This is a genomic window from Prevotella sp. PTAC (genome assembly GCF_013166535.1).
Lineage (GTDB): Bacteria > Bacteroidota > Bacteroidia > Bacteroidales > Bacteroidaceae > Prevotella.
Map to the genome: position 1 here is coordinate 47,558 of NZ_JABKKK010000006.1, position 24,183 is coordinate 71,740.

18 protein-coding genes are annotated in these 24,183 nt (G+C 47.7%); 6 read left to right on the plus strand and 12 right to left on the minus strand.

The window, feature by feature from the left end; genetic code table 11:
* Positions 1–63: 63 nt before the first annotated feature.
* Positions 64–1,218 carry a lactaldehyde reductase gene (gene fucO, locus HPS53_RS05690; protein WP_172204989.1) on the plus strand — a complete coding sequence of 385 codons (1,155 nt, stop codon included), beginning with the start codon at positions 64–66 and terminating at the stop codon, positions 1,216–1,218.
* A gap of 254 nt (positions 1,219–1,472) precedes the next feature.
* Here the strand turns inward: fucO and cobS are convergent, their stop codons facing one another.
* Genes cobS through HPS53_RS05705 form a run of 3 tightly spaced genes read right to left on the minus strand, consistent with a single transcriptional unit; the run spans position 1,473 to position 3,844 of the window.
* Positions 1,473–2,261, minus strand: coding sequence for an adenosylcobinamide-GDP ribazoletransferase (gene cobS, locus HPS53_RS05695; protein WP_104369397.1), 789 nt, complete (start codon positions 2,259–2,261; stop codon positions 1,473–1,475).
* Positions 2,236–3,306, minus strand: a complete 1,071-nt coding sequence (gene cobT / locus HPS53_RS05700; protein WP_104369398.1) for a nicotinate-nucleotide--dimethylbenzimidazole phosphoribosyltransferase — start codon at positions 3,304–3,306, stop codon at positions 2,236–2,238. Before cobT ends, cobS begins: the two co-directional genes overlap by 26 nt.
* Positions 3,293–3,844, minus strand: coding sequence for a bifunctional adenosylcobinamide kinase/adenosylcobinamide-phosphate guanylyltransferase (locus HPS53_RS05705; RefSeq protein WP_104369399.1), 552 nt, complete (start codon positions 3,842–3,844; stop codon positions 3,293–3,295). The genes cobT and HPS53_RS05705 overlap by 14 nt, the downstream gene beginning before the upstream one ends.
* Before the next feature lie 239 nt (positions 3,845–4,083).
* Between HPS53_RS05705 and HPS53_RS05710 the strand changes: the two genes are divergently transcribed.
* Complete coding sequence (locus HPS53_RS05710) at positions 4,084–5,229, plus strand: OmpA family protein (protein WP_172204992.1); 1,146 nt, start codon at positions 4,084–4,086, stop codon at positions 5,227–5,229.
* A 694-nt stretch (positions 5,230–5,923) separates the two neighbouring features.
* Here HPS53_RS05710 and HPS53_RS05715 read toward each other — a convergent pair.
* The 7 genes from HPS53_RS05715 to ilvD all read right to left on the minus strand — a co-directional run bounded on the left by HPS53_RS05715 (position 5,924) and on the right by ilvD (position 15,460).
* Positions 5,924–8,317 (minus strand): glycoside hydrolase family 2 TIM barrel-domain containing protein, encoded by a 2,394-nt coding sequence (locus HPS53_RS05715; RefSeq protein WP_172204995.1) that lies wholly within the window; start codon positions 8,315–8,317, stop codon positions 5,924–5,926.
* Between the two features lie 186 nt (positions 8,318–8,503).
* Positions 8,504–8,947, minus strand: a complete 444-nt coding sequence (locus HPS53_RS05720) for an HIT family protein (protein ID WP_255401893.1) — start codon at positions 8,945–8,947, stop codon at positions 8,504–8,506.
* A 231-nt stretch (positions 8,948–9,178) separates the two neighbouring features.
* Entirely contained in the window at positions 9,179–10,228 is a 1,050-nt protein-coding gene (gene ilvC / locus HPS53_RS05725) for a ketol-acid reductoisomerase (RefSeq protein WP_104369403.1), read from the minus strand.
* Positions 10,229–10,345: 117 nt separating this feature from the next.
* Positions 10,346–11,107 (minus strand): acyl-[acyl-carrier-protein] thioesterase, encoded by a 762-nt coding sequence (locus tag HPS53_RS05730; protein ID WP_104369404.1) that lies wholly within the window; start codon positions 11,105–11,107, stop codon positions 10,346–10,348.
* A 9-nt stretch (positions 11,108–11,116) separates the two neighbouring features.
* A complete protein-coding gene (gene ilvN / locus HPS53_RS05735; protein ID WP_104369405.1) occupies positions 11,117–11,659 on the minus strand; it encodes an acetolactate synthase small subunit in 543 nt (180 codons plus the stop codon).
* Positions 11,660–11,664: 5 nt separating this feature from the next.
* A complete protein-coding gene (ilvB, locus tag HPS53_RS05740) occupies positions 11,665–13,380 on the minus strand; it encodes a biosynthetic-type acetolactate synthase large subunit (RefSeq protein ID WP_104369406.1) in 1,716 nt (571 codons plus the stop codon).
* Positions 13,381–13,660: 280 nt separating this feature from the next.
* Positions 13,661–15,460: a dihydroxy-acid dehydratase gene (ilvD, locus tag HPS53_RS05745; RefSeq protein WP_104369408.1), complete on the minus strand. Its 1,800-nt coding sequence runs from the start codon at positions 15,458–15,460 to the stop codon at positions 13,661–13,663.
* A 441-nt stretch (positions 15,461–15,901) separates the two neighbouring features.
* Between ilvD and HPS53_RS05750 the strand changes: the two genes are divergently transcribed.
* The 4 genes from HPS53_RS05750 to HPS53_RS05765 all read left to right on the plus strand — a co-directional run bounded on the left by HPS53_RS05750 (position 15,902) and on the right by HPS53_RS05765 (position 22,213).
* Positions 15,902–16,399 carry a sigma-70 family RNA polymerase sigma factor gene (locus tag HPS53_RS05750; protein WP_172204997.1) on the plus strand — a complete coding sequence of 166 codons (498 nt, stop codon included), beginning with the start codon at positions 15,902–15,904 and terminating at the stop codon, positions 16,397–16,399.
* Positions 16,396–17,121: a hypothetical protein gene (locus HPS53_RS05755; RefSeq protein ID WP_172204999.1), complete on the plus strand. Its 726-nt coding sequence runs from the start codon at positions 16,396–16,398 to the stop codon at positions 17,119–17,121. Before HPS53_RS05750 ends, HPS53_RS05755 begins: the two co-directional genes overlap by 4 nt.
* Before the next feature lie 75 nt (positions 17,122–17,196).
* On the plus strand, positions 17,197–19,173 hold the full coding sequence (locus tag HPS53_RS05760) for a peroxiredoxin (RefSeq protein ID WP_172205001.1): 1,977 nt from the start codon (positions 17,197–17,199) through the stop codon (positions 19,171–19,173).
* Positions 19,174–19,405: 232 nt separating this feature from the next.
* The gene (locus HPS53_RS05765; RefSeq protein WP_172205003.1) at positions 19,406–22,213 is read left to right on the plus strand and encodes a hypothetical protein; all 2,808 of its coding nucleotides are present in this window, start codon (positions 19,406–19,408) and stop codon (positions 22,211–22,213) included.
* Positions 22,214–22,379: 166 nt separating this feature from the next.
* Here the strand turns inward: HPS53_RS05765 and trmD are convergent, their stop codons facing one another.
* Together trmD and HPS53_RS05775 are read right to left on the minus strand one after the other, a co-directional pair.
* On the minus strand, positions 22,380–23,066 hold the full coding sequence (gene trmD / locus HPS53_RS05770) for a tRNA (guanosine(37)-N1)-methyltransferase TrmD (RefSeq protein ID WP_172205005.1): 687 nt from the start codon (positions 23,064–23,066) through the stop codon (positions 22,380–22,382).
* A gap of 93 nt (positions 23,067–23,159) precedes the next feature.
* Positions 23,160–24,014 (minus strand): patatin family protein, encoded by an 855-nt coding sequence (locus HPS53_RS05775; protein ID WP_172205201.1) that lies wholly within the window; start codon positions 24,012–24,014, stop codon positions 23,160–23,162.
* Positions 24,015–24,183 lie beyond the last annotated feature (169 nt).

The following is a 24,183-nucleotide window of genomic DNA, read 5'->3' on the forward strand; positions in this document are numbered from 1 at the left end:
GTTGCTTCCGGTTTGCGCTATACAGGCAGAATATTATTCAATCTAAAACAATAAGTATTAATTATGGTAAACAGATTTATTTTAAACGAAGTTTCATATTTCGGACCCGGCGCACGAAAAGAATTGCCGAATGTTGTAAACCGCTTTGGATATAAGAAAGCGTTGGTCGTGACGGACAAAGGACTTATGAAGTTCGGAGTGGCTAAAATGGTGCTTGATGAACTTGACACCGCCGGAATAGCATACGATATATTTGATGACGTGAAGCCTAATCCGACCGTGACAAACGTGAAAGAAGGTATCGGGGCGTGCAAGACAGCGGAAGCCGATTTTATAATAGCCATTGGCGGCGGATCTGCCATGGACACTGCAAAGGGCATCGGTATTGTGTGCAACAACCCTGAATTTTCCGACATTGTTTCTCTTGAAGGCGTGGCAGACACGAAGAAAAAGAGCCTTCCTATTATTGCCTTGCCAACAACGGCCGGCACGGCAGCGGAAACGACAATAAACTATGTGATAGTCGATGAGGAAAATCAGAAGAAGATGGTATGTGTCGATCCCAACGACATACCGGCTGTTGCCATTGTTGACGCGGAATTGATGTATTCGTTGCCCAAGGGGCTCACTGCTTCCACCGGAATGGACGCCATGACACATGCCATAGAAGGCTATATAACGAAAGCAGCGTGGGAGATGAGCGACATGTTTGAAATAAAGGCAATAGAGATGATCCACAAATACCTGCCGATAGCAGTCAACGAACCGGAAAATCCGGAGGGACGTAACGGTATGGCGGTGGCTCAGTATATCGCAGGTATGGCGTTCTCGAATGTTGGTCTCGGTGTGGATCACGGTATGGCTCATCCCATGAGCGCACTGCATGATGTGCCGCATGGTGTGGCTTGTGCCATACTTCTGCCCGCGGTGATGCGTTTCAATGCTCCTGCCGCAAAGGAAAAATATGTAGAGATTGCCAAGGCTTGCGGTGTGTATAAGGATGGAATGACGGTCGATCAGGCCGTTGAGGCTGCTTGCGAGGAGATTGCCAACCTGTCGAGAATAGTGGGAATACCGGCTCATCTGTCAGAACTCGGTATCAAAGAAGAGGATATTCCGGCACTTGCCGAACAGGCTATCAATGATGTTTGTACTCCCGGTAATCCGCGTGAGGTCACAAAGGAGGATATTATAGCACTGTACAAGTCTATCTTGTGATCGGCCTTTCCTTTGTGAGAAGAAGTTAAAGACAATGAGAATGAGGGATTTATTATCCGCATAGAGGTTTTCATGCGGTATTCCTCATTCTCATTTTTCCTTTTGGTTATTTGTTGAAAAACAGTAATAGTCGTTCTGCTTATTATTTTTTAGTATGTGTAAGTATACGGCTGATTGTTTTTTACAGTCCTGGTAATCCCCGAAACAGCCATATTATATACTTTGAGACAGGCATCAGGAATATTCGGTAATGACTAAATCATTCCTGCGACAGTGATATATATGCTCAGTTCGACAAGCAGAAACAACGCACCGCAGCAGTCACCGGTATATCCCTTCAGTTTGTTCCATATCATGAGATATAGGAAATACATGACGATGCACGGAGTGAACACAAGCAGTTGCCAGTCTATATGAACATACATAATATATATATATGCAGCAAGTGGTAATAAACCTTGTGCCGCCAGGCTCAGTGACGCGGTGACGTTCATTTTGCGATATACGGTCTTTGCTTTCGATTCTTCTTCCGTTCTGGCATAGGGCATCATCATTATAATCTGTCCGGCAATCATTTTAGCGTATGGATCGGCAGCAAGTATCGTGAACGCCGCAATTTTTGGAGGCATCGAATAGAGAGCGGCCGCAAGCAAGGCAATGTAAAGCACTATGCCCAGTACTCCGTAAGTACCTATACGTGAGTCTTTCATTATCTCGAGAATGCGTGCCTTGTTGCCGCCACCGCCGCCGAAGCCGTCGAAAAAGTCGCACAGGCCGTCTTCGTGTAATGCTCCTGTGAGCAGTATACGGGAGGAAACAGCCATGATAATGGCGACGGGATAGGGTAGAAACATGCTTCCGAAATATAGAGTGGCGGCCATCACTGCCCCCGTTATCCATCCGGCAAGCGGCCAGTGTTCAACGACAGTGCGATAGCTTTCGTGTGGAGGTTGATGTATTCTCCATAGCGGAAGACGTGTGAAAAATATCATCGCAGCCCATATATTATCGTACCATTTAGAAGTATTTAGTGATATTCGCATTGTCAAAATTATTCATTTCATTGATCATTCTTACGGCACTCTCGATAATAGGGTAGGCGCATAATGCCCCGGTACCTTCGCCGAGACGCAGGCCGAGGTTCAGAAGAGGCTCCGCTTTGATGATGTCGAGCATCCGGCGGTGCCCGTTCTCGTCACCGCAGTGCCCGAATACCATGTATTCTTTTGCGGCAGGATAGAGCTTGATTGCAGCCACGGCGCAAGCCGTCATTATAAATCCGTCCACCATTATAATCATGTTCCTCTCGGCGGCACGCAGCATTGCGCCGATGGCTCCCACCATCTCGAATCCTCCGAAGTAGCGTATGGTGTTGATAGTCTCATTTGTATTGTTATTGTTTTCTGGCTGTGTGGCGTTCCATTTCCGGTAATTCGTCACCGAGGCTTTCAGTATCTCGCGTTTATGCCGTATGCCGTCGTCGGCAAGTCCGGCTCCCGCTCCTATGCATTCGTCAAGTGGAATATTACCGAAAATACTCATCCAAATGCTTGAAGGAGACGTGTTTGCAATACCCATTTCCCCCATACATATTATGTTGCATCCCTTGTCGGCGCATTCATCTGTCTGTTCCGCACCGATTTTGATTGCCTTTTTAAACTCTTCTTGGCTCATGGCTGGCTCATGCAGGAAGTTCTTTGTACCGTTTGTGATTTTGCGGTTGATGATTTCCGGATACTTGCTAAGATCATAATCGACACCGATATCGATGATGTTCAATTTAAATCCGTGTTGCCGGCAGAACATGTTTACGCCTCCGCCACCTTGCGTGAAGTTTATCATCTGCTGCCAGGTGATTTCTCTTGGTGATACGCTTACTTTCTCACGCTCGATGCCGTGGTCGCTGCCGAAGAGCAGATGGTGCGGTTTTTTGAGCGTTGGGCACAGTGATTGCTCTATCAGGCATATCTGTTCGGCGAGTGTTTCCAATCTCCCCAGAGATCCTTTGGGCTTGTTGAGATTATCTATCTTTTCGCGTATGTCGCCCAGCATGGATTTGTCGGGACTTTTTATGTTAAACTTTATCATCGTTGTCAGATTTTATTACCACAGGAATACCGCTTACCATAAGCACCACCTCGTCTGCCCGGCTTGCCACGTATTGGTTCATCCACCCTTCAAGGTCGGTAAACCGTCGCTGTATCGAGTTGTCGCTCACTCCTCCGCTTCCAATCTCGTTGGTGACAAATATAAACGTGGCGTCTTGCGCCGTAAACCTGTCAAACTCGGATTGTATTGCAGCCAGTGCCTCTTCGACCGATGGTTGTTCCCATTCGGCCTTGCTTCGTGAGAAGAAAAAGTTAGTACACCACAGCGTTATGCAATCGATTACCGCTACCCTTCCGCTTATGTTGTGGCGGCTAAGTTCTTTTTCCTCTTCGATATTAGTCCATTGGTCGCCGCGTCGCCGCTGGTGTATTTCCACACGTTTTCTGAACTCATCGTCCCATACATGTGCCGTAGCCATGTATACAGGGCTGTTACTGAGGCTCAAAGCCAGTTTTTCGGCATATTGGCTTTTTCCAGAGCGTTGTCCGCCCGTAATCATTATTATTCTTTTTTTCATTACCCGCAAAGTTAGCTTAAATATAAGAAACAAAGAATATAACCAATGTTTTTTTCATACTTTTTTACCATATAAGTGTAAAAAAAGAGATACCAAATGTTTTAATATCATGAATAATGACCTTTTGTGCAAATATTTACTTAAAAATTTGGTTGATGGTGGATTTTGTATTTACTTTGCAACGCAATCAAAGCAAAGAGAATAGTTAAATTAGAGTATTCATTAAAAACATTAGACGTATGAAAAAAGTATTTTTTACGCTTGCAATTGCAGCGTTGTCTGCACAAACAATGTCTGCTCAGACTGTTGAGGAGAGCAAATTGACAGACAACTGGTATATTGGAGTGAATGGAGGTCTTAATACAAAGACAAGTCACAACGCACTATTTAAGAATGTCAATCCTTCCGCAGGTCTGCGCATCGGTCGTAATTTCACTCCGGTATTCGGACTGGCAGCAGAAGGTGAGGTTTATTTCAACAACAAAGGAAGCGAGTTCCGTCCTCTCGGAACATTTGTTAAGGGTATGAACCTGTCGCTGCTCGGTACTACCAATTTCAGCAACTGGTTTGGCGGTTATCCGGGATCACCACGCGTATTTGAGGTAATCGGTGTATACGGTCTCGGTTGGGGACACGCTTTCCACACACAGAGTGTCCAGGGCATGGACGAGAACGTGCTCACATCTAAATTCGGTCTTGACTTCGCTTTCAACTTCGGAGCTGACAAAGAGTGGCAGGTTTATGTAGAGCCTAACATCACTTACGGCATGAATGCAGGTGACAAGATACAGTTTAACTCAAACCATTCGGCACTTGGTGTACTCGTAGGTGTGAACTATAAATTAGGTAACAGCAACGGTACTCACAACTTTAAGGTTGCCGAACTCCGTAATCAGTCGGAAATCGACGCTCTGAACTCAAAGATCAACGAGCTTCGTGCTGACAACAGCAACAAAGACAACACTATCGGTAACAACAACAGAACAATTGCCGATCTCCAGTCTCAGCTTGCAGCGGCGAAGAACCAGAAACCGACAGTTGTGGTTAATGAGAACAAGAACGTTCTGCAGCCTACCGTAATCTTCCAGCAGGGCAAGAGCACGATCGACGCTGCTCAGTATGCAAGCATCTCAATGATTGCCACATATATGAAGAACCACAAGGAGGCTAAGATCCTTATCAAGGGTTACGCATCTCCCGAGGGTAGTCTCGAACTGAACCAGAGACTGTCTGAGGCTCGTGCAAACGCAGTTAAATCAGCTCTAATCAAGCGTTACAAGGTTTCTGCAAACCGTCTTTCTGTACAGGGTATGGGTGCTACCGACAAGTTGTTCGATGAGGTTGACTTCAACCGTGTGGTAACTTTCACTGACACTACGAAGTAATAGCAGACTGCTTTTTCAGAATAGGAAACAGACTTCCCCGCAATCAAAAATGGTTGCGGGGATATTTTTTGTTATTCTGCCGTTTTATGTGGATGAACGTTGAGTAGTCCTGATATTGGATATGCTGTGGGCTAATGGATTTGCCCATAGGTTTTGTGTGGTTTGAAGTTTAGGTTATTAATCATTTATTATAAAGCGCAGTTTGTTTTTATTGTTAGTCATAATGCTGAAAAAATCATACAAACGATCGTTTATATTTCGATTGTTTTGAAAAAACAAATCCTATGACCGAAAATATCGGCGTATTTTCAATATTTGCGCAACTGGCTGTTTGTCAGTCTGATATGCCGGTTTGGCCGGAAAATGTTTCCAAACAGATCTGACCCTCATTGCTGTTTTTTTATAACAAGTGTCTTATTGGTCTGCATTTAGACGCTCGATGCATTGCGTTTAGCAATCAATTGGAAGCCAACGGGCGGCTAAACGTCTTGCAATAACGTGCCAATTGCGTTCCAACGAGCGTCTGAATGCAAAAAAGCCGATTTCCCACTAATTTAGGGAGATCGGCTTATCGTGTTGTATATCGTGATTTGTATGGTGCAAATCGACTTAGATTGAGTAAAAACAAAGTGTTAAATTTGTGACTTTATTATTACAACCGATTTGATTTGCGTGCCAATTTTCCGTCATCGGCTCAAATAGTCTTTATGTCTATCGACTTGGATATGTTCCGTTGTTTGTCTTTTACGGTGAGTGTCATCGTTCCTGCCGTTTTAGTGCTGCGTACTATGACGACAAGCTGGCCGGCAAAGAGTTTCATGGTCGGCTTGGTGAACGGTTCGAGCGATGTGGCGTCGCCATTGCAGGCAGCCTGAAATGCTCCGCAGCCTTCCACCTCGAATGTCAGTCGGTCTGCTCCGTCGGGTACGATGTTTCCGTCTTTATCGCACAGACTGACTGTGACAAAAGCCATGTCATCTCCGTCGGCAGAGATGTTTGTGCGGTCGGCTTTCAGTGTTAATTCGGTCGGCTTGCCGGCTGTGCGTCTCGTGTCGCGGCCCGTTTCCCTGCCTTCTGCGTCGTAGGTGACGACAGTAATTTCGCCGGGTTCGTATACCACATCATTCCATCTCAGTCGGTAGCGGTCGAGGCGGCTATCCTTATTCTTGCGCACACGTCCTTGACTTTTGCCGTTTACAAACAGCTCGCCTTCAGTCCCGTCTGTATAACAGTATACGGGAGTTACTTTTCCCTCTCGGCCGGGCCATGTCCAGTGTGGTAACAGGTGGGTGGTGTGTTTCTTTGTGTTCCACTTGCTGCGATACAGGTAGTAGCGGTCTTTCGGCAGTCCGGCAAGGTCGCATATACCGAAATAGCTGCTGCGGCTCGGCCAGTATTCGTCATAGGGTGTAGGTTCGCCAAGATAGTCGTATCCCGTCCACACGAACTCACCTATCACTTGCGGGTAGTCGTCTTGCCAGCGCCAGTCATCGTCAGGCAGATTGCTCCACGGGCAGTATTCCGTGTCGTAGCCGCTGCATTGACCGTCGGCGTATGTCCTGTTTGATGCCACTTCTACCGGAAATTTATATACGCCGCGGCTACTGACGGTAGACGCCGTCTCACTTCCGAGCAGGAAACCTTGCGGTAACTCTTTCAGTCCTTTGTCATATTTGTGCAGCCGGTAGTTAAATCCAGGTACGTCCATCACTTGAGCGAACCCGGTCTTCATGGCGTTGTCAACCCTGTCCATTCCCTGGGTCACCGGGCGGGTGGGGTCAAGTCTGTGGCAGATGTCTTGAAGATTTTTGGCCATCGTGGTTCCGCCTTTCATGCCTTGCTCCGGAATTTCGTTGCCTATGCTCCACATCACGATAGACGGGTGGTTACGGTGGTTGCGCACGAGATTTGCCATGTCTTTCTCCGCCCACTCGTCAAAGAAGCGCGCGTATCCGTTCTTGCACTTGGGATATTTCCACATGTCGAAACTTTCTGCCATTACCATCATGCCAAGTGAGTCGCAGATGTCCATCTGCATTTTGGAAGGCATGTTGTGTGCCGTGCGTATGGCATCGCAACCCATTTCCTTCATCATCTTTATCTGTCGGATTAGTGCGGCCTTGTTCACTGCCGCTCCGAGTGGACCGAGGTCGTGATGCAGGCATACTCCTTTTATCTTTCTGGTTACCCCGTTTAGTTGGAAGCCGCCTTCTTTCGTCACGCTTACTGTGCGTATTCCTACATTGACAGTCTGCTCGTCTATCAATTTATGGTCCTTATACAGTTTCGTGACGAGCTTGTAGAGATACGGTTTCTCGGGCGACCAAAGATTTGGCTTCTTTATATCGAGCACAGTGTGGACATCTCCCGATGGTGTGTTTTCGCAGTGGCTTTCGGCTATGATGTATCCTTTTGCGTTGTGTAACGCTATGTTTATTCCTATGTTTTCGCCTTTCAGGTCTCCCGAGACCTTGGTGTCCACTTCCACTTCTGCGTAGTTTTTGTCGGCTTTGGCTGTGCGGGCAAATGTCTCGAATGTATCAAACCTCGCCTTACCGGTGAGAACGAGGGTCACAGGGCGGTATATTCCACCTCCTGGATACCATCTGCTGCTTTCCTCGACATTGTTAAGATCTACCTCAATCGTATTCTCACCGCTCTTTATATATGGGGTGACATCGATGTTGAAGGCATTGTATCCGTATGCCCAATAGCCGGCCTGCTTACCGTTTATCTTTACGTTCGGCTCGCTCATGGCACCGTCGAATATCAGTTCGGCGTGGCTGTATCCGCTCGGTATGCTTACTGTTGTCTTGTAGTGGCCTTTGCCAATCCATGGCAGAGAACCCGAGCGACCTGATTTTTCTGTTTTCTCCTTCTCTCCGTTCTGTACGATCGCCACCGTCTGTAAGTCCCATTTCTTATCGAATGGGCCGCTGATGGCCCAGTCGTGCGGCACTCTTACTTCTTGCCACTGTGCTTTGTCGCGAGAAAACAACCAGCCTTCGCTTAGCGTTATCTCTTGTCGTTGCTGTGCGAAAGCGCCCCCGGCGAGTGACAATCCGAATAAAATAAGTCTTTTTCTCATCGCTGTTTTTGGTATGATTAAGTTTTAAGTAATTAAAAAGAAATATGTTTTTAAATAATATCCGCCTATAATAAATCGGAGGAGGACGGAACTCATTTTCCTGGCCAATGATGAGTGGGAACAGAAAATGCCGAATCCGTGCTTCTTCCGGTTTATTATAGTGTTGCCATAAGGGGCTTGCTACGATTATAATTCCTTGCGTAGCTTCTCTGCCATGTCGTTATATTCACCGTCGGTGAGGTATACTTCTTTAGGGTTCATGCGGAATACCCCACCGAAGTCGGGACCTCCCTTATATTTGGGGATGAGGTGGAAGTGGAGATGTTCGAGCGTGTCTGAGTATGCTCCGTAATTGATTTTATCGGGATTGAACACTTTTTGCATCGCTCTCGTCACTTTGGCCACGTCTGCCATGAACGCATTGCGATCTTCATCGCTAAGCAGGTTCAGGTCGTCTATGTGGTCTTTATATGCAACGAGGCACCGGCCGTGGTATGTCTGTTCCTTAAATATAAATACGCGCGAAACGTCCAGCTTCGCAATCTCAATCATAAGACTGTGCAATGTATCGTTGTTTTGGCAATACAGGCACTCTTTAGGATCACTTTTCATTTTGTATTTTTGTTTTATTGGTTAGTGTTTTGATTATTGCAAAATTACTAATAAAATCTGTAAATGGCGAACGAATGTATATAAAAACAGGGAATTGTCCTTACGGCAATTCCCTGTGATTATTATTATAATCCGGAAAAGGATTGTATTTCATGTCATAATGCCGGGATATTACGGTTTGCTCCTGTCAAATAAACTTTAAGCGCAAATGATGCTTTATCCCGTAATGCCATGATGTTATTGTGCGGTTCAGTCGGCACAGTTTTCCGGACGGAGTTGACGCACTGTCTCGGCTGCACGCCACATTTCCATGTTACGCATAGCTTCGAGTTCCTTGTTGAGTCCGTCGCGGTAGTCGGCTTTCGAGTTGCTGTCGATGGAAATCTGTGCCTCGTTGCCGGTCTTTACAGAGTAATACAGCCACTGCATCACCGGTTTGATAGCGTCGCGGAAGCGCGGTGCCCAGTCTAATGCGCCGCGTTGTGCCGTTGTGGAGCAGTTGGCGTACATCCAGTCCATGCCTTTCTGTGCGAACAATGGCATCAGGCTCTGTGTAAGCTCCTCCACTGTCTCGTTGAAAGCCTCCGACGGTGAGTGCCCGTTCTCACGGAGCACTTCATACTGTGCTTCAAGCAGTCCTTCTATAGCTCCCATCAGCGAGCCGCGTTCACCTGTAAGGTCGGAGGTTGCCTCGCGTTGGAAAGTGGTTTTAAACATATATCCCGCTCCTATACCTATACCGAACGCTATTGTTTTCTCCTCTGCGTTGCCGGATGCGTCCTGATATACGGCGTACGAGCAGTTAAGGCCGCGGCCTTCAAGGAACATTGTACGCAAAGATGTACCCGAACCCTTCGGTGCTACAAGAATTACATCTATGTCTGCTGGTGGTACCACGCCAGTGCGGTCGCTCCAGTTGATTGCGAATCCGTGAGAGTAATATAGTGTCTTGCCCGGTGTGAGGTATTGCTTTATTGTCGGCCAAGCCTGAATTTGTCCGGCGTCTGAAAGAAGCATGCAGATAATTGTGCCCTTCTGTGCGGCCTCTTCGATAGAGAACAGTGTCTCACCGGGCACCCATCCGTCGGCGACAGCCTTGTCGTATGTTTTTCCGGCACGCTGTCCCACAATCACGTTAAATCCGTTGTCGCGCAGGTTGCAGGCCTGTCCGGGACCTTGGATGCCATAACCAATGACGGCTATTGTCTCGTTTTTCAATACTTCACGCGCTTTTTCCAATGAAAATTCTTTGTTGGTGACAACTGTCTCGATAACGCCACCAAAATTCATCTCTGCCATAATATATAAGTTTTTTGTTATACGACCTTGCGAAAGACCGCCTGTTGTTAAATTGTCTGTTGTTATTAAATAGAGTTGCAAAAGTATAAAATTAAAGCGTAAACTCCAAATTTACTTTCATATTTTTGCAAAAACGACTTTGCTTCTGCACACTTCGATATTTTTGTCGCTTTCTTTTTCAATCTTGACAATGCGTATGTTCCATTCGTTTTCGCCTGCCGTTTCGCGATAGAAAGCCAGCCTGTCGCCTCCGTGGCTCTCTGCGACGTAGGCTATTTCGAACCTCTTTATCCGGTATTCCTTATACCAATCAATGTCAAATAGGTCGAGAACATGTTCTATGTACTTCACCGAATTGATGTGTCCGTTTACGTCCACATCATTGTAATGTGTGTCAATCGTAGCCACATGCTCGGCATTGTCGCTCATTTTCACACGCGAGCTTTTATCGATCGGGCACTCCTTGCCTGGCTCTATCCACCCGTTTATCTCGCCGTCGCGTTCAGCCAGTATGTCTTGCGGTTGCCGTGTGCGTGTGTCTATCATTGCCCACACGCTGCGGCCGTATCCGAATACATGGCCGTTTTCGTCCGCAATGCGGAAGTTTCGGTTGGTGAAATATTTCATTGCGCTTTCCACCCATGTCTCGACATTGAATTTGGTGTATTGTGCCGGCATTTCATTCATCTCGATGGCAAGGCGTGACAATACCCATGTCTTGTGCACTTTGTTCAGATACGCCATGCCGAAGCCACGGTCTGAAGAGTGGAAGTCGGCGGCGTTCAGCAGATGATTACCAAGATGTCCCATAAAGAGCCGGTGCGAAAAGTCGCAGTGAAACGGCTCGGCCATGAACGAATATATTCCTGTTTTTTCCATTTCCAATATTTATCTTCCAGCCTGTTCTCTTTCCTTGAGATATTCGCAAACCTCTTCCTGTATGCTTCTTGTCACGGCAATGCGCCCCGAGCGTGTGTATTGCAGCACGCAACCGAAAGCGTTAAGGGCTTCATACAGGCTTAGAATATCTTCCGTAAGTCCGCTTTTCGTCACTATCACATAAGTCGGATTGACCTCTGTTATGGTGGCCTCGTGTTTTCTTATCGTTCTCGATACTTCCGGATTGTCGAGCACTGTGGCCGTGGCAAGTTTGTATAGAGCCGTCTCACGGATGAAAAGCTCTTCGTCGGTGCAGTATATGGCTTTTACCACATCGATTTTTTTCTCTATCTGTTTTGTTATTTTCGTTATCAGGTTTTCGGTGCTCCACGCTGTGATTGTGTACTTGTGAAGTCCCGTTATGCTGGAAGCCGATACGTTGAGACTCTCTATGTTCACCTGCCTGCGGGTGAATACGGCCGTTATCTGGTTCAGTATTCCGGCTATGTTCTCTGAGTATACCAGCAGTGTATAAAGTTTCTTTTCTTCCATTTCTCTTAGATATTTACGTCCAACATCATCTCGTCGACAGTCTTTCCTGGAGGTGTCATGGGCAATACGTTGTCGTCTTCCTTTATGGCGCATTCGAGCAGGTATGGACCTTTTGCGGATAGCATATCCCTTACAGCGTCAGCAAGTTCATGACGGTCGCTTATCCTTCTGTATCCTATTCCGTAGGCTTCGGCAATCCGTTCATAGCAAGGATTGAGCATTCTGGTGAAAGATTGCCGCCTGTCGAAGAACATATCCTGCCACTGTCGTACGTTACCGAGATAGTTGTTGTTCAGCATAATCATCTTTACGGGTATCTGTTGCTCCATTATCGTGCCCAGTTCCTGTATGCTCATCTGATAGCCTCCGTCACCGGTGAAGACGCATACCGTGCGCCCGGGTGAGCCGAAAGAGGCTCCGATGGCGGCCGGAATTCCAAATCCCATCGTTCCGAGACCGCCGCTTGTCACAATAGAACGTTTGTTATTGTATTTGAAGTATCGACTTGCGAAAAGTTGGTTTTGGCCTACGTCAGTAACGAGTATGGCATTGCCTTCTGTCGCTTCGGCAACGGCATTCACAACCTCGCCCATAAGGAGCGGACCTTCCTCTGGTTGTATCGCCGGTTTTATCACGTTGTTTGTCTCCCGTTCTTTGAGCGGTTCGAAACTGTCGCACCATTCTTTGTGGCTGTTTTCCTGCAACAGCCGTGTGATTGCTGGCAGTGTTTCCTTGCAGTCTCCAACAACGGCCACATCGGTTTTTATGCACTTGTCGATTTCTGATATGTCTATGTCGAGATGTATGATTTTCGCCTGCTTTGCGTATGTGGCCGGATTTCCTGTCACACGGTCGCTGAACCGCATGCCGATGGCTATCAGCACGTCGCATTCCTGCTCTTTGATATTAGGGGCCAGGTTGCCGTGCATGCCGAGCATGCCCATGTTGAGCTTGTGATTTGTAGGTAGTGCCGACAGGCCGAGCAGTGTACGTGCGGCCGGGATGTCGGCTTTTTCAATAAATTCTATAAGCTCGTTGTGCGCATTGCCCAACTCAACGCCTTGTCCTACCAGTGCCAACGGTCGTTCGGCATTGTTTATCAGTGCGGCAGCCTCGGTGATGGCGTTGCTGTCAGGTTTGGGATATGGCATATAACTGCGCACATAATCCACGTGGGCCGGCTGCCATTCCGTTGTCTCTATCTGCGCGTTTTTGGCGAAGTCGAGTACCACAGGGCCGGGACGTCCCGAGCGGGCGATGTAGAATGCCCTGCTCACAGCCCATGCGATATCTTCGGCCCTGCGTATCTGATAGCTCCATTTCGATATGGGTTGAGCCAGACCCACAAGGTCTACTTCCTGAAAAGCGTCTGTGCCGAGCACTCCGACGCCTACTTGTCCGGCTATAACTACAATCGGTGTAGAGTCCATCATGGCATCGGCCACACCCGTGAGGGTGTTGGTTGCCCCTGGACCGCTCGTCACAAGTGTAACTCCCACCTTCCCGCTTACTCTCGCATACCCTTGTGCCGCATGTGCGGCGGCCTGTTCGTGGCGTACCAGAATATGGTCGAACGCCTTCTTTTCGCCTCTCGTATAGTCATAAAGTGCATCGTATACGGGCATGATAGAACCGCCGGGATAACCAAAGATGGTTTTCACTCCCTCGATTTGGAGTGCCCGCATCAGCGCTTCCGCTCCTGTTATAATCTCTTTTGGCATTTGTTTTTACTTATGTTGTTCTATTCGGAAATTAAAGGAGTTATCACTCGCAAGCTCGCTCTGGAGTTAAAGGACAATACTCTTTTATTGGAAGTTAAGGTAGTTATCGTAGGCTACGCCAACTCGGGAGTTAAAGACATTACTTTGTTACGTGTAAATTTCATTGTACGTCCTGTTCTTTTTACGGAAGAGAAAGGAGCGACCAATAGTATTGTCCTTTAACTTCATTAACTTCCTTGACTTCTTTAACTTCTACGTCAATTTCCTTAATTTCTCTTTATTAAATCATTCTCACTCCGCCCTTGTCTGCTGAGCTTACGCTCTTGGCATACGCCCGAAGAGCTTTTGATACCTCACGTTTCCTGGTCAGAGGCTGCTGAGGCCGTGCGTGCAGTTCCTCATCACTCAACTTCACGTTGATAGAACGTGAGGGTATATCTATTTCTATTATATCTCCGTCTTTTATCTTGCCGATGTTTCCTCCTGCAGCCGCTTCGGGCGAGATGTGGCCGATGCTCAGTCCGCTCGTTCCGCCTGAGAAGCGTCCGTCTGTAATAAGGGCGCACTCTTTGCCCAAGTGCATGCTTTTAATATATGAGGTGGGGTATAGCATTTCCTGCATACCGGGGCCTCCTTTTGGTCCTTCGTTTGTGATTACCACGCAGTCTCCGCTCTTTATCCGTCCGCCGAGAATGCCCTCGCATGCGGCTTCCTGAGAGTCGAACACACGTGCCGGTCCGCTGAAATGCCACAGGCTCTTGTCCACTCCCGCAGTTTTTACCACACATCCGTCTTGTGCTATGTTACCGAAAAGCACTGCCAGCCCGCCGTCTTTGGTGTAGGCGTGCTCCAAATCGCGTATGCACCCGTTCTCACGGTCGGTGTCGAGCGTGCCCCACTGTGCGTCCTGGCTGCCCATCTTTGTCGAGAAGTGTCCTCCCGGCGCACTTTGGTATATCCTGTCGGCCTCGGGGTCGGTGCCGCCTGTCGTGATGTCGTACTTTTCCAGTTGCTCGCCGAGCGTCTTTCCGTCTATGCGCATGGTGCTCCCGTCTATCAGTCCGCCCTTGTAAAGCTCGTTCATGATACCGAGAATGCCACCCGCACGGCCGCACTCCTGCACGCTGTACTTCTGCGTGTTAGGGGCCAGTTTGCACAGGCATGGCACACGGCGGCTCAACTCGTCGATGTCTTTCATCGTGAACTCGGTGCCGGCTTCCTGCGCCACTGCCAGCAGGTGCAGCACGGTGTTGGTACTTCCGCCCATCGCTATGTCGAGAGCCATGGCGTTAAGAAAAGCCTGTCGTGTGGCAATCGAGCGCGGCAATACGCTTTCATCTCCGTCCTCATAGTATGCCATCGCATTTTTGACAATCTGCCGTGCGGCATCTTTGAACAGTTGTATGCGGTTTTTATGTGTGGCTAATATCGTGCCGTTGCCCGGCAGCGACAGTCCGATGGCTTCTGTGAGAGAGTTCATAGAGTTTGCGGTGAACATTCCCGAGCAGCTTCCGCAGCCCGGACATGCACAACCCTCGATCTCGGCCATCTCGTCGTCGCTCACCGACGTGTCGGCACCTTTCACCATTGCCGTGATGAGGTCGGCGTTCTCGCCGCGCCATTTGCCTGCTTCCATTGGACCGCCGGAGCAGAATACCGTTGGGATGTTGAGCCGCATGGATGCCATCAGCATTCCCGGTGTCACCTTGTCGCAGTTTGAGATACATATCATTGCGTCCGCCTTGTGTGCGTTCACCATATATTCCACCGAGTCCGCTATTATGTCGCGGCTTGGCAGTGAGTAGAGCATGCCGTCGTGTCCCATCGCTATTCCGTCGTCGATGGCTATCGTATTGAACTCGGCCGCATAGCAACCCATTGCCTCTATCTCTTGTTTTACTATCTGTCCTATTTCATGAAGGTGCGTGTGTCCTGGCACAAACTGCGTGAACGAGTTCACGACGGCTATGATAGGTTTGCCGAATTGCTCCCGTTTCATTCCTGTTGCTACCCATAGCGCACGGGCACCGGCCATTCTTCTTCCTTCCGTGCATACTGCACTTCTCAGTTTATTTTTCATGCGATTAAAATTTATTGCAAAGGTAATCTATTTATTGATAACGGCCAACGAATTAATCTTTAATTTTATTTATTTGTGTCAATCCGTAACTAATATAATGTGTTTTGTGAGTATTTGAAATGAAATGTTGCGCTTTTGCGTCTGAATGTGCGAAACAGACTATGCTCCGTATACTGAAATGTATAGTGGCAAGGTTTTGTTTTTGCATGCTTTTCGGTATGAGGCGTAATAAATATGACACTTGCGTAATGTTAAATTTGGTTTAAAGTCTATGCTGTAGATGTATATTATTAAATAAACATGTTAACTTTATGATAGTTAATTCAGAGAGATGACGATGCTTGTGGTCTTGTTTTCGCATGAGATGTTTACATATCGGTGGAATTTTTTTTCGTTTTTTTTACTTAACATCGTGCTCCTCTTTGCGTATTAAATACGGATATGACAACAATAGAGTTTGAACATATAGCCGAAAAGCTGCGTCTGCGACTGGTGAAAGTGGGACGTGAGTTCTTTGCCGATGACGACAAGGCAGAGGATATTGCTCAGGAGATACTTACACGGTTGTGGATAATGCGGGACAGGGTAAATGTGCAACTCGGGGTTGAGGCGCTTGCCGTGCGCATGGCTAAAAATCTATGTGTGAGCGAGTGGCGCAGGCAGAAAGCCCACAGGACGGTGCCGGTGGACGAGAGGATGTCTGTGGACAACAGGCCGACGGCACCTGTGGAGGCGAAAGACGGCGAGATGGTTTTAAACCGTGCACTTGCCGGTCTCACCAAATCTGAGCTACGCCTTTACAGGATGAGGCATGAGGCGGATATGGACATACAGCAGATATCGGCTGCCACGGGAATAGGAGCGCGCTCCGTGAGCGCCATGCTCAGCACTGCAAGACGCAAACTTTTTGAAACTATAAAGAGAGGAGGCTACTTATGAAAGATATAGAACTACTTACGAACCGTTTTCTGGCGGGTGAGACAACGAGGGAAGAAGAACGCCGGTTGTACGACCTTCTGAAAGGAGACGGTGTCACGGCGGAGCAGAAGATGCTGCGTGACATTATCCGTCCTGCGGTTGACGAGCCTGACACGGACGCTTGGCTCGTGGAAGATATGACCGATGAGTACGACAGGGTGGTAGCCGGTCGCCGCCGCCGCACGCTCTTTGTTCGTCTCGCCGCTGCCGCCGCCGTCATCGCTTTCGTGTTCTTGGCTGGTGTGAAGTTCGGCGGGCGAGAGGACTGCAATATACCCGTTGTGGCAAAGGTGGAGGCAAATCGTAATTCTAAGGCAGGGTTGCCACCTGTCGGGCCTGCCATAATAAAGGAGTGGCCGGGCTTGCAAGAGGTGGTGGAACCCACGGTGGAGAAAGATGTTGAATTGCCAGTGGTGTCGCAACCGGATATTGCCGAGCCGGATTTGCTCGCGTCCTCTGCCGATGAAAAGATTATAAACGCCGACATGACACTCTCCGACAGCCTTACGGACATAATAGAACGGATAGAGCGGGGACTCGAAAACGTGAGTGACAGTGTGTATATCGCACGTGTGGAAGAGCTTATCGAGAGCGACTCGCGGTTGCAAAGGTTGATGAGAAGGGTGCTTGTCGACAAGATAACGAGAGACAATCAAGACTATGAAGCATACGGGCATTGGTGAGCATACGTATGGCGTGAGTGGTATTACAGTATAATATTAATGTATAAATAAAACCGGATTAAGGAGGCAAACTATATGAGAAAGCTGGTAATAATGGCGGTATCGCTGCTGGTTTCGGTCGCAATTCCGGCACGGGACAATGTCGGAGCGAAGAACATGAAGAAGGAACTGGAACACTTCAAGGCCGCTTCCGAGTTTAAATCTGTGCTGTCACATCGTGGAACGGGACTTTACGAGTGGAATTTTAAGTATACGTACCCGAAGGGAAAGGCAGATGACCATAAACTGCCAGCTCCTTTGGTACGGTTGGAAAAAGCCTTTGCCGACAATATACGATATTCCTCTTCTATGTTTGTGCTTCCGCAAAAAGAAGCCGGTAGGCCATTTGGTAAAGTCTCTTTTATGTGGCCTGACGCGGCATATGGGCGGGTATTTTTCAATTTCAGGATAGATGACAGAGACAATTTCCGTTATCTCTGTTTTGAGGAAAGTGATAATCGGCGCACGTCTTACATGCTCACATGGCATGATGTGGAGTATATCGACTCCAAAGGAGTTACATGGCGGATGATAGACGGCAACGTGGTGGAGCTGTCGGGGACGCATTGGCGGATGGTGGAATTTATTGAAGATTCTTATAGGGATAATTTAAATAAAGTCGCTTCGAAAGGCGGTAATCAGTCGGAAGAGTATATAAATCTTCGTGAACAGATGGCTTATCTCAACGGATTGTATTCCGAATACGTTAAAGACAATAGGCAGATGGATTGTGATGCGGTGGCTTACTTCATCAGCAAACTGGCCGCCGATTTCAAGGGAAATCTTACCGAGACGCAGTATAAGGCGATGGATGAGGAATTGTCGGCGTTGCTCGACATCACTCCCTCCGGGGCACGGTACAATATTATAGCTAATGCCAAGACGGTGTTGAACGGCAAAACGTTTCACATACCTGATGGAGATGTGCTTTTCGAGTCAGTTTCCAATAAGGATTTGGCAAACCGCAACTATGTGAAGCTTATGTTTGAGACTTACGATATGTCTGAATTAAAGGAGTACGGGACGTTTAATGTCAGTGGAAGAACAGACAGAGACATCCGTCGGATATTCGTAACCGACAGCAAACAGACGTTTGCCGATACGTATGCGGTACAGGTGAAAGACGGTAAATTCTCTTTTTCTGGCTTGGTAAGCAAAGATAATCCGGTGACTGTTTCAGACGAAATGGGACGGGAATGGCGCCTCATGGCCGACAGTATACCGGTGGTTATTGATATGCGAACGGGAGTTATGAGCGGTTCGGAGACAAATATGAAGTTGGGAGAGTGCCAACTGCGTTTTAAAAATATAATAGCAGACAGGCAAAAATATACAGTAAGTGTGAACGGCAGTCGCAGAATAGTGGATAATGAAGGCTACGAGGCCCTCTGTGACAGCCTTAAAAGAATTGAGATTGAGACCATTGGAAACTGTGATAATGCCATGGTGGCGGCATGTCTTCTCGCCGATTGCTATTCGGCAATGAGCTATGAGGAACTTGACGGGCTTTTTAATGGCTTCTTGGAAAATGATTCAAATGAGATATTACGCCCGGCAAGAGATTATTTCGCAGGATTGGAAAAGCGCCGCCCGGGCATGAAATATGTCGATGCGGAACTGGAAGACACGGCCGGGGGGAAGCGCAGGCTGGGCGAGTTTATAGGCAAAGGATATGTGATACTAAACTTCTGGAAAGAACGGTGGAACCCGTCAAGAACAGATTTCCCTATATATAAGAAATTGATGAATAAGTATGGCGATAAGGGATTGAACATAATAAGCGTCGTTATCGGCACTGATAAAGACCTCTGGAAGCGTTATGTGGATAAAAGAGGGCTTAAATGGACACATCTGTATACGCCGTTCGAATATGACGGAAAGTCGGTTCTCGACCTGTACGGTGTGCGCTGTATCCCGGAGAATGTGTTGATAGGGCCAGACGGACGCATCATCGCCTCGGACATATACGGTTCTGAGCTTGAAAAGAAAATGGATGAAATATTTGATAGATAGCGCATCTGTTTATGCTTGGCCGGCAATGGGTATAAGATAAGCATTCAACATATATGTGTTGATAACCGGTATTGAGACTGACAAGAAGTCAGGCACATAACGAAAAGGACAGACACGGAAACACAGAGAAAATGAAAGATAGAAAGTTTGGGACAAGGAGATGAAACTTGTACTATCTAAGTGCTTCCGTGTCTTTTCTTTATATTAAAAGACAATCAAATTACAATAATTTATGAATACAATCTGCAAGTGGATAATTCTCCTTGCCCCGGTGTTCTGTGCCCTTACGGCAGGCGCCCAGGGTGCTGGAAAGGAGAAGGCGAAGAAGGAAAAGACCGTTGAGATACACGGAGAGGTATATGACTCGTTTACCAAGGCGAGGATGTATGGTAAGTTTTGTATAATGACCGCCGACTCGACGGTAATAACGGAAGACTCGCTCAGTGGTTACAAGACAAACTCTTTTTATATTGTTGATGTTCCGAAGCGGGATGACAAGTATATAATCAGAATAGAAAGTGACGGCTATGAGACATCATATACTGACTATGAACTTAAAATAACAGGGCGTAAGCAACAGTATATAGTTCCGACAATATTGATCAAGCGCAAGGCAGACGACATCTTTAAGGATGTGGAGCTTGGCGGAGTGGTGGTCACAGGTACCAAGGTGCAGGTTGCGTATAAAGGTGATACGATAGTATATGATGCCTCGGCGTTCAATCTTCCCGAAGGATCGATGCTCGATGCGCTTGTACGTCAGTTGCCCGGCGCGGAACTGAAAGACAACGGCGACATATACATCAATGGTGAGAAGATAGATTATCTGACACTTAACGGCAAGGATTTCTTTAAAGGAAAGAACAAGATTATGCTTGAAAATCTGCCTTATTTCACGGTGAAGGACATAAAGGTGTATCATAAGTCGACGGAGATGAGCGATATGTTAGGGCGTGAGGTTGAGGAGAAAGAGTTTGTGATGGACGTCAGACTCAAGCGTGAGTATGCTCGGGGATCCATCGTCAACGCCGAAGGGGGAATGGGAACGGAAGACAGGTATATGTCGAGGGCGTTCGGACTATATTACGATGACCATACCCGGATATCCGCATTTGGCAATATTAACAACGTGAACGAAGACAGAAAACCAGGTAACGACGGTGATTGGACACCGAGTGGCCGGACGCAAGGTTTGCTGGCGACCAAGTATACGGGTGTTCATTTGCAGACGGAAGACAAGGAAAAGCGTGTGGAGGAGACTTTCGATGCTACCGTGAGATGGACCGATGGGGATAATGTCAGCGGGCAACAGTCGGAGACTTTCGCTGCCGATGGCAACATAAACAAGTGGAACCAAAATGTACGCAGATCTAAAGATTTCTCTTTTTACACAGGCAACAAAATCCATTTTCGGAAGATCAACCTGCGTACTTATATGACTATGAACTACTTTTCTAGTAATTATAACAACGAACGTGTGGACTCTACGAAGCGCGGTGCCACGCTTGTGAATAGTCGCCATAATCTGTATCGCAGCGAAAACAAGTATCTTTCGTTTACTTGGGGCGTGTTCTGGTATAAGCCTTTTAATAATGGAGATTCCTTTTTTGCCAATTTTTACGGCAATTATTATCGTAATCAACCGACCGATCGTTTTGATATGGAGGCCACGAAATACGATGCTACTGGTGAAGAACAACTGAAAAACAGATATTTTGACAGCCGTGATAACTATTACAGATATTCATTTGAAATGGGATATATTTATGCGTTGCCCGATAAATGGGATCTGGAAGCAAGCGTGACATTCACACAGGACAGAAAGACTGATAATAATTTGCTGTACCGTCTCGACCGTCTTGACAGCGAAATATACGATCATCTCGGCATCATTCCTGTTTCGGAAGAAGACCGCCTTTTGGCGTTTGACACAGAAAACAGTGTAAAGAACATTCTTCTGACGCGCAATTACTACTTGAATTTGCAGTTACAGAAGTACACGGAGAAATACAATATACGTTTCACTTTACCGCTAAGTCATATCAGTGAGAAGCTCGACTATATGCAATCGACACTTGATACGGTGGCAACAAGAAACAAAATGCTATTCCAGCCGTCGATATTATACAAGCGGTTTGGAAACACTCCCATAACTCTGCGTTACTCACTTAGTGTTAAGCAGCCTGATTTAAAACGCATGATGCCGGTTGTCGACACATCCGATGAGCTGTCGTTGTACATCAGTAATCCCGATTTGAAAAGTACCATCAATCACAAAGGTAGCGGCCTGATAACCTTCAAGAACCTAAAGACGGGAGGAAGCACATTCGCTGGTTTTGATATTGGAGTCAGTCAGCGTTTTATAGGGAGGCGTACCACTTATAATTCGACTACCGGTGCCTATGTGTACAAGGACGGTAATGTGGACGGCAATTGGAACGCCAGCGTGAAAGGAGGTACTGATATGCCGGTAGACAAGGCCAAAAGACTGCGTTTTGGCATAGACGGCAGCGTGAAATACGAGCGCAGTGTGGATTTTGCCGTGTCCTACGATGAAGCCAACAACGTGCTGAGCAAGGTTGATAATGTGTATACTCGTCTCAACACCAAACTGACATATAGGTTCAAGACATTGTCTGCCGGCATCGTGGGAAAACTCACCGTCCGTCACAGCACAGGCAATATTGATAATTTTGAGACTATCGACGTTTTTGACTATCAGTTTGGCGGAAACCTGCAATATACCATTTCTGTGATAAAGCTCAATGTGTCTACGGACATGAACATGTTCAGTCGACGCGGATATGCAAGCAGTACGATGAATACAGACGACCTTATATGGAACGCACAGATAAGCCGCTCGTTCATGAAAGGCCGTATAATGGCAAAACTCTCGGCGTTCGACATACTTCATCAACTGTCTAACGTGCGCTATACAGTGAATGCACAGGGTCGTACAGAGAGGTGGTACAACAGTATTCCGCGCTATGTTATGCTCAGTTTGGCATACAGTTTCAAGCAGAAACCGAACAAGAAGTAAATAAGGCGGTATGCCGGAAAGTGGTAATTAAATGATAAAGCCGGAAGCAAAGTAGATTTGTTTCCGGCTTTATCATTTAAGAAAAAAGGTCCAATCTTTCCGAAAAAAGCAAATATACCCATTGCATGTATCGTGTCATGCGATTAAATAAAATTAAGCCGGTAGGTTATTCCACTTTGCCTTCGAGCAGGTCGGGGCGCAGTCGGGCCGTGCGTGCCATGGCCTGGTCGAGTTCCCATTGCTTAATCTTGGCCTCGTTGCCGCTCAACAGTATTTCCGGCACTTTCCAACCCTTATAGTCAGCCGGGCGGGTATATATCGGAGCCGACAGCATGTCGTCTTGAAAGCAGTCGGAAAGTGCGCTCTGTTCGTCGCCGATCACTCCCGGAACGACGCGTACTATGGCATCGGCCATCACGGCGGCGGCCAGTTCTCCGCCCGTGAGCACATAGTCGCCTATGCTTATCTCCCGTGTGATGAGGTGGTCTCGTACACGCTGGTCTATTCCCTTGTAGTGCCCGCATAGGATTATGATGTTGCCTTTCATCGACAGCTCGTTGGCCACGTGCTGGTCGAACCGCTCCCCGTCGGGCGACGTGAATATCACCTCGTCGTAATCGCGCTCCGCTTTCAGTGCCGAGATAGCCCTGTCTATCGGTTCGCACTGCATCACCATTCCCGCGAATCCCCCGTAAGGATAGTCGTCCACGCGCCGCCACTTGTCGTTCGTGTAGTCCCTCAGGTTGTGCAGATGTATCTCGGCAAGGCCTTTCTTCTGTGCCCTTGCCAGTATCGATTCGTTGACGAAGCCCTCGATCATCTCGGGCAATACTGTGATGATGTCTATTCTCATAATGCGTGCAAAGTTACTAAAAAGCCGAAAAACATCGACTTGAAACAGCGTGATATTGTGGCATACGGATGAAAAAACACTGGCGGCGGATGTTTATTCCGATGCTGATAGAAATTTTTTCATGGCCTCCACATGCCGCAGTCCGGTCTCGCGTCCGATGTCGTAAACCCGTTGCATCTCCTCGGGGTCGTGCGAAATATGGCCTATCGGTAGTTTAGAGTCAGGGCGTATTACGAGGCACCGTCCTTCGTTTTCCGCCATTGCCACGTATGAAGTCTGTTCATTGTACATCACGTGGCGGTGCATCATTGCCTCGACGGCCCCCCTGTGCTTGCGCAGGCTTATCTTAATGAGCGGCATAGCTTTGTTGGGATGTTTCACATAGTCCCTCGGTTGGGTGAGAATTACTATGTTCCGCAAGTAGCCGATGCTCTCGAAAAACTTCAACGGTATGGAGTCGGTGATGCCGCCGTCGAGCAGTTTCATGCCGTCGAGTTCCACGGCGCGCGACACCACGGGCATTGATGCCGAGGCGCGCACCCAGTCGAAGAACTCATGCCCGCCCCGTTCACATTTCTTATATACGGCCTTTCCCGTGTCGATGTCGGTGCATACGAGATAAAACTCCATCGGGTTCCGCTCAAATGTCTCGTTGTCGAATTTGTCATGCTGTGTCGGTACGGTGTGGTAGGCAAACTCGGCGTTGAAGAAATCGCCCGTTTTCAGCAGCGAGCCGATACCGCTGTAACGCTTGTCACGTGCGAAAATTTTGTTGTATCGCAGCGCCCTTCCAGGTTGTCTTGACTTATAGTTGCATCCGAAAGCCGCCCCGGCCGATACTCCGATCACTCCGTCCGGCTCTATGCCATGCTCCATCATCACGTCGGTCACGCCTACGGTGAACATCCCGCGCATGGCTCCGCCTTCGAGTATGAGTCCTTTTTTCATTGTAGCGAGTATTTTGTTGTTTCGTTGTTGCAAAATTACGGAATAAAATCGAGACAGGCAAGCAAAGCCGCGGGCTAAATCACCTGTCGGCATCAGATGCCGGATGAGTGACGATACGGTACGCTCCATGGCGCAATAATATGGCGGTGATTTCATCATGCCGATATTT

Excerpts from the sequence above, each read along its gene's own strand:
- HPS53_RS05715 (WP_172204995.1), bottom strand. The coding sequence starts at position 8,317 with ATGAGAAAAAGACTTATTTTATTCGGATTGTCACTCGCCGGGGGCGCT.
- ilvD (WP_104369408.1), bottom strand. The coding sequence starts at position 15,460 with ATGAAAAATAAACTGAGAAGTGCAGTATGCACGGAAGGAAGAAGAATG.
- ilvN (WP_104369405.1), bottom strand. The coding sequence starts at position 11,659 with ATGGAAGAAAAGAAACTTTATACACTGCTGGTATACTCAGAGAACATA.
- HPS53_RS05710 (WP_172204992.1), top strand. The coding sequence starts at position 4,084 with ATGAAAAAAGTATTTTTTACGCTTGCAATTGCAGCGTTGTCTGCACAA.
- HPS53_RS05760 (WP_172205001.1), top strand. The coding sequence starts at position 17,197 with ATGAGAAAGCTGGTAATAATGGCGGTATCGCTGCTGGTTTCGGTCGCA.
- fucO (WP_172204989.1), top strand. The coding sequence starts at position 64 with ATGGTAAACAGATTTATTTTAAACGAAGTTTCATATTTCGGACCCGGC.
- ilvB (WP_104369406.1), bottom strand. The coding sequence starts at position 13,380 with ATGCCAAAAGAGATTATAACAGGAGCGGAAGCGCTGATGCGGGCACTC.
- HPS53_RS05775 (WP_172205201.1), bottom strand. The coding sequence starts at position 24,014 with ATGAAAAAAGGACTCATACTCGAAGGCGGAGCCATGCGCGGGATGTTC.
- HPS53_RS05750 (WP_172204997.1), top strand. The coding sequence starts at position 15,902 with ATGACAACAATAGAGTTTGAACATATAGCCGAAAAGCTGCGTCTGCGA.
- cobT (WP_104369398.1), bottom strand. The coding sequence starts at position 3,306 with ATGATAAAGTTTAACATAAAAAGTCCCGACAAATCCATGCTGGGCGAC.
- HPS53_RS05755 (WP_172204999.1), top strand. The coding sequence starts at position 16,396 with ATGAAAGATATAGAACTACTTACGAACCGTTTTCTGGCGGGTGAGACA.
- cobS (WP_104369397.1), bottom strand. The coding sequence starts at position 2,261 with ATGCGAATATCACTAAATACTTCTAAATGGTACGATAATATATGGGCT.
- HPS53_RS05730 (WP_104369404.1), bottom strand. The coding sequence starts at position 11,107 with ATGGAAAAAACAGGAATATATTCGTTCATGGCCGAGCCGTTTCACTGC.
- HPS53_RS05705 (WP_104369399.1), bottom strand. The coding sequence starts at position 3,844 with ATGAAAAAAAGAATAATAATGATTACGGGCGGACAACGCTCTGGAAAA.
- trmD (WP_172205005.1), bottom strand. The coding sequence starts at position 23,066 with ATGAGAATAGACATCATCACAGTATTGCCCGAGATGATCGAGGGCTTC.
- ilvC (WP_104369403.1), bottom strand. The coding sequence starts at position 10,228 with ATGGCAGAGATGAATTTTGGTGGCGTTATCGAGACAGTTGTCACCAAC.
- HPS53_RS05765 (WP_172205003.1), top strand. The coding sequence starts at position 19,406 with ATGAATACAATCTGCAAGTGGATAATTCTCCTTGCCCCGGTGTTCTGT.